This window comes from Agrobacterium sp. ST15.13.013 (assembly GCF_027956525.1).
Taxonomy (GTDB): Bacteria; Pseudomonadota; Alphaproteobacteria; order Rhizobiales; family Rhizobiaceae; genus Agrobacterium; species Agrobacterium salinitolerans.
Genome location: NZ_JAQKGP010000016.1, coordinates 115,612 through 121,611, shown reverse-complemented (window position 1 = coordinate 121,611; position 6,000 = coordinate 115,612). Strand labels below are relative to the sequence as shown.

General features: G+C 59.6%; 5 protein-coding genes. 2 read left to right on the top strand and 3 right to left on the bottom strand.

The features are described from left to right. Nucleotides 1–190: 190 nt before the first annotated feature. Nucleotides 191–787: a glutathione S-transferase gene (locus PL597_RS17170; protein ID WP_077982546.1), complete on the bottom strand. Its 597-nt coding sequence runs from the start codon at nt 785–787 to the stop codon at nt 191–193. A gap of 112 nt (nt 788–899) precedes the next feature. Continuing rightward, nucleotides 900–1,673 (bottom strand): ribonuclease T2 family protein, encoded by a 774-nt coding sequence (locus PL597_RS17165; RefSeq protein WP_137410069.1) that lies wholly within the window; start codon nt 1,671–1,673, stop codon nt 900–902. 207 nt (nt 1,674–1,880) lie between these two features. Here PL597_RS17165 and PL597_RS17160 point away from each other — a divergent pair, with 207 nt between their 5' ends. After that, nucleotides 1,881–2,828, top strand: coding sequence for a lysylphosphatidylglycerol synthase domain-containing protein (locus PL597_RS17160; protein ID WP_077982544.1), 948 nt, complete (start codon nt 1,881–1,883; stop codon nt 2,826–2,828). Nucleotides 2,829–2,833: 5 nt separating this feature from the next. On the opposite strand, the gene PL597_RS17155 is transcribed toward PL597_RS17160, so the two are convergent. Next, a complete protein-coding gene (locus PL597_RS17155) occupies nt 2,834–3,697 on the bottom strand; it encodes a 23S rRNA (adenine(2030)-N(6))-methyltransferase RlmJ (protein WP_077982543.1) in 864 nt (287 codons plus the stop codon). A gap of 41 nt (nt 3,698–3,738) precedes the next feature. On the opposite strand from PL597_RS17155, the gene PL597_RS17150 reads away from it, so the two are divergent. Further along, a complete protein-coding gene (locus tag PL597_RS17150) occupies nt 3,739–5,961 on the top strand; it encodes a molybdopterin-containing oxidoreductase family protein (RefSeq protein WP_271365787.1) in 2,223 nt (740 codons plus the stop codon). Nucleotides 5,962–6,000: the final 39 nt, after the last annotated feature.

Genomic DNA, 6,000 nt, shown 5'->3' with positions numbered 1-6,000 from the left:
TCACCATCTCGAGAGCGGTCTGTTCAGGAGCAGGTTTCTTCAACATGTCCCAATGAATCATAAACCCCCAGCTCACGCCAGGGGTTTGTCAGCAGTCTGAGCCGGGGTTTACGCCCCGGCTTTTTTGTTTTTTGGCATAGGGCCAGAATAACGTCCGGCGATCAGGCCGGGCGTTGTTCGAGTCAAAGCCTCAAGCGGCGGCCTTCATTTCCGCATAGGCCTCGAAACGCTTGCCGAAGGTTTCAGGCCAAGCCGCCAGAGCATCGCGCCCTTCGGCCCATTCCCCGGCGAAACGCAGGTCGAGATAACCGATCATCGCGGCAAGGGCGAAATGGCCGCCATGTAGCTTCTTGCCGGTTTTCGGCAGGTTTGCATTGAGATAATCAAGTCCGCGAGCCACCTTGCTCCACTGCTTGTCGATCCATGGCTGGTGGATCTTATCTTCCGGGCGAAAACGACGCTCATAAACGATGGCCAGCAGGCAATCCATGATGCCGTCGCACAGCGCTTCTAGAATTTCCACATCCGTACGCTTGCCGTTCTTTTTCGGGTAGAGCTTGCCGCCCGAAAGACGGTCGAGATAATGCATGATCGCCACACTGTCATAGACCGAGCCGCCTTCATCCAGAAGCAGGACCGGAATCTTGCCGAGCGGATTGTTGTCCATCAGCGTTGCCGGCTCGGCACTGGTATCGACACGCACGGAGGTAATGTCGATGCCAAGGTGGCGCGCGGCCATACGTACCTTGGCGGAGTAGGGGGAGGCGGGCGAGTAGAGCAGTTCCATGGTCGGGTCCTGTGGGTTGTCGTCTGTGGACTGGATTAGTCTATAAGACTGCATAGCGGTTTTATGTCTGGAAAGTATGTAGAAGAACGCAACAGGGAATATCCGATGCGCGCTAGCGAATGGGGATGATTTCCGTGGTGTTGGCGCGGCAGCCCTTGCGGTCAAGCTCGGGGCAGTCGCGGAATGTCATGTCTCTGTTAAGGCAGATGCGCACTTCCTCAAGGCGCCTGCCGTCGCAACTGATGGAGATGCCGCGTTTCGACAGGCCGGGATTGGCGTCGGTGAAGGCGGTTTCTATGGCGTCGGCGGAGAGAGTGGTGGCCTCGGCGCCCGAGGCGATCTTTTCCGGCAGTCGGATGGCTTCGAAGGCGGCTCGTGTCGCCGAAAAATAGTCTCGCTGCGACAGGCCGGAGCAGGAGCCGTGCTTGCGCCACTGGTGGCCGATCAGGCCCATGGATGGCATGATGTCGAACAGGGGGCGGCCGATCGCGTCCGGAACACGGTCGGGTTCGCCGCTTCGACAGAATTCAGGGTAGCCGTTTTCGTTCTGTGGCCACAGCCCATGCACCACGAAACCGTAACGCCTGTCGCTGCCGCATTGCTGGCGGTTGCCCGAGCCTTCGGAGCTGGCGCAGAATGCCGGTGACCAGGAGAGTGACAGCACGTAAAAATCGAACCCGTCTCCGCGGGGCGCAGGGTTTTTACCTGTCGCCTGTTGGAAAACTTCGCGTCCTGGAGCGTCCGGCCGGGAATTGCCGGCGGTTTGCGATTGGGATTGTGTCTGCCGGTTGCTGGCGGGGCTGGTCGGCACCGGATTTCCCCGCGCGAACCATAACGCGGCGAGCGATAGAAGGCCCAGGGCGATGAAACCGGCATAACGCTTCATTCCGTGTACGTTCTCCGGAAAGTGGACGACCTCACATCGCCGGCGGGCGACGATCCGGTCTTACATCAACTTGTGAACGGGGCAAACCGCCAATCTTTGATGAAAAGGTTGAAAGCTTTGCCGCATAACGAATAAAGTCAAACGAATCTTCCGCAAAAGACGGAACGGGGCGGGGTGAAGCTGGGGGAAATTGGCGGGCATGACCGCATGAAATTCAAGAAATATATCTGGCCCGTCGTTGGCTTTGCGACGATCGGTTTTTCCGCATGGTTGCTTTTTCACGAACTGCGCGGGCTGTCGCTCGATGATCTCTGGGACAGCCTGAAAGCCATTCGCGTGCGGGACTGGCTGTGTTCGGGCCTTGCAACCCTGCTGGCCTATGCCGCGCTCGCCGGTTACGACCGTATCGCGTTGCAGCATCTTGGCCGCAAGGTGAACTGGTTCTTCATCACGCTTACCTCTTTCACCACCTATGCGCTTTCCCACAATGTCGGGGCCTCGGTATTCTCGGGTGCCGTGGTGCGATATCGGGCCTATACGTCCAAGGGGCTGAGTGTGGCGGAAGTGGGCGTGCTCGTCGGCCTCTGCTCGTTCACCTTTCTCATCGGCACGATCATGCTGATCGGGCTGGTGCTGCTTTACGAGCCTGACATCACCGAACGGTTCACCGGCATTTTGCCGGTCGAAGCCTCCACCACGACAGGCGTCGTGCTGCTGCTATTCGTCAGCCTTTATGTTCTCGGCAGCCTGCTCAGGCTGAAGCCTCTTAAAATCGGCTCCTTCGTGCTGCCTTACCCCGCACCGAAGCTTGTTGCGCAGCAGCTCGTCATTGGCCCGATCGAACTGATCGGCGCGGCCGGCATCATCTATTTCGCGCTGCCGGAAGCCGGAAATCCCGGTTATATGGTTATTCTCGGCATATTTCTGGTTTCCTTCTCGGCGGCGCTCATCTCGCACGCCCCGGGCGGACTGGGGGTGCTGGAACTGGTCTTCGTCACCGGCCTGCCGGACATGAACCCCGCGGACGTCATCGCGGCGCTTCTGGTCTTCCGCCTGTTCTACCTCATTATTCCCTTCATCATGGCCCTGTTTGTGATCCTGTTCTTCGAACGGTCACAGCTTGCGCAGGCGCAGAAGCGGGAAGGGCTGAGGTAGCCCTCTCAATTATCTTCCGCTTTTTCTTCGCCGCGCAGCCAGAAGGCGCGCTGCGAAGCGAACCTGTCCTGCGCCAGCGTCGTCTTCAGGTAGGGCAGCAACGTGTGCAGCTCTTCCTTCAGCGTATAGGGCGGGTTGACGATGATGAGGCCGGAGCCGCTGAGGCCATCCAGCCGGTCGCTTTTGACGGAAAGTTCCGCGCACAGCATCTTGGGAATATCGAAGGATTGCAGCCGCTCGTGGAAATCCTTGATCGGCGCGCCTTTCTTTAAGGGATACCACAGGCAATAGGTGCCGGTGGAAAAACGCCGATAGGCCTTGTTCAAACCGTCGGCTAGACGCTGATATTCATTCTCAAGCTCGAAGGGCGGATCGACGAGGATCAGGCCTCGCTTTTCCTTCGGCGGCAGATGCGCGCCGAGCGACAGCCAGCCGTCCAGCTCGGTGACACGCACCTGATAGTCCCCCTCGAAAAGACGCGCGAGCGCCCGGCTGTCATCCGGGTGCAGTTCCATGGCCGAAAGCCGGTCCTGCGGGCGAAACAGAATACGTGCGAGTTTCGGCGAACCGGGATAAAATTTCACGCCGCCTTCCGGGTTCAATTCCTTCACGGCGGCAAGATAGGGTTCCAGCAATTCGGCGATGGGTGCGGGCAGGTCGGCTTCCATCAGCTTGCCGATGCCGGTCTGCCATTCGCCGGTTTTTTGTGCCTCTTCGGAGGTGAGGTCGTAAAGGCCGATGCCGGCATGGGTGTCCAGCACCCGAAACGCCTTGTCCTTGTTCTGGAGATAACGCACGAGGCGGGCAAGAACGGCATGTTTGAGGACATCCGCGAAATTGCCGGCGTGATAGATGTGGCGGTAGTTCATGGATGTGTCTCGCTTGCCGTTTACCCGGACGGATGGCCAGGATGAATATTCTTGATGGACGTCACTTCGGCCTTTTTGCCGCATCGTTGATGCAATATACAAAAGACATGAACGTTGCGACCCCGATTTCCGCTGAAAAAGCCGCCCCGAAGGCCGAAGTCCGTATCGGACACACGGTCTGCCCGCATGACTGTCCGAGCGCCTGCGCGCTGGAGGTCGATATCAATGCCGATGGCCGCATCGGCCGTGTGCGCGGCGCCAATGCCAATACATATACCGCCGGCGTCATCTGCGCCAAGGTGGCACGCTATTCCGAGCGCATCTACCATCCCGACCGGTTGCTGACGCCGAAGCGCCGTAAGGGCGCAAAGGGGACGGGCGACTGGCAGGAAATTTCCTGGGAAGCGGCGCTGGACGAGGTGGCCGACGCTTTCGTCAAAGCCGAAGCCCGGCACGGTGCCGAGGCCATCTGGCCCTATTTTTACGCTGGCACGATGGGGCAGGTGCAGCGCGATTCCATCGAACGCCTGCGCCACGCCAAGAAATATTCCGGCTTTTTCGGTTCGATCTGCACCAACATGGCCTGGACCGGTTACGTGATGGGCACCGGCGCCTTGCGCGGCCCCGATCCGCGAGAAATCGCCAAGGCCGATGTCGTCGTCATCTGGGGCACCAATGCGGTGGCCACCCAGGTCAATGTCATGACCCATGCGGTGAAAGCCCGCAAGGAACGTGGCGCAAAGATCGTCGTTGTCGATATCTATGACAATCCGACCATGAAACAGGCGGATATGCGCCTGGTCGTTCGCCCTGGCACGGATGCAGCTCTTGCCTGCGCCGTCATGCACATCGCCTTCCGCGACGGTTATGCCGACCGCGATTACATGGCGCGTTTCGCCGACGACCCGGCGGGGCTCGAAGCGCATCTGAAGTCAAAGACGCCGCAATGGGCGTCCGACATCACCGGTCTTTCTGTTGAAGAGATCGAGGCTTTCGCGCGGCTCGTCGGTACGACGAAAAAGACCTTCTTCCGGCTGGGGTACGGTTTTGCCCGCCAGCGCAACGGTGCGGTCGCCATGCATGCGGCGCTTTCCATCGCCACGGTTCTCGGCTCCTGGCAATATGAGGGCGGCGGTGCGTTCCACAATAATGGTGACATCTTCCGTCTCAACAAGGCGGAGCTGATGGGAACGGCCTATGCCGACCCCGATGTGCGCCAGCTCGACCAGTCGCAAATCGGCCGCGTGCTGACAGGGGACGCAGAAGCTCTGCGCCATGGCGGCCCGGTGACGGCGCTGCTCATCCAGAACACCAATCCCGTCAATGTCGCGCCCGAGCAGCGGCTGGTGAAGCAGGGCTTTCTGCGTGACGATCTCTTCGTTGCCGTGCACGAGCAGTTCATGACGGAGACGGCCGATCTGGCCGATATCGTGCTTCCCGCCACCATGTTTCTCGAGCATGACGACATCTACCGCGCTGGCGGCCAGAACCATATCCTACTCGGCCCGAAGCTGGTGGAGCCGCCGGAAACGGTGCGCACCAATCTCTTCGTCATCGAAGAACTGGCAAAACGCCTCGGTGTCGACCATATGCCGGGCTTCGGCCTTTCGGCTCGCGACCATGTGGACCGTATGCTGAAAATCAGCGGCTGGGGCGATTTCGAAACTTTGGCCGAAGAGAAGTGGATCGATGCGCAGCCGCCTTTCGAGGTCGCGCATTATTTGGAGGGCTTTGGTTATGGCGACGGCAAATTCCGTTTCAGTCCCGACTGGGCAACGGGGCCTTCTCCCAACAAGCCCCCGAAAAACATCGGTGTCATGGGACCGGTGTCCGAGTTTCCGAAATTTCCGGATCAGGTCGATGTCATCGAGGTTGCGGATGCGGACTATCCCTTCCGGCTGGCGACGTCACCGGCGCGCAACTTCCTGAATTCCACTTTCGCGGAAACCAAAACTTCCGTGCAGAAGGAAGGTCGTCCGGAATTGATGGTCTGTCCCGAGGATGCAGCCCGCAACGATATTGCGGATGGCGATATCGTCCGCATCGGCAATACACGCGGCGAGGTCCGCCTCCATGCGAAGATCGTGGAGGGCGCAAGGCCGGGTGTGCTGATTGCCGAAGGGCTGTGGCCGAACAAGGCGCATCTGGACGGCGAGGGCATCAATGTTCTGACCGGCGCCGATGCCGTTGCACCTTATGGCGGCGCGGCATTCCACGACAACAAGGTTTGGCTCCACCGCGACGATGAGAGCCGCGAGGCTTGATATTGCGCCGCAACACGGGCAGGCTGAACTCTCACGACA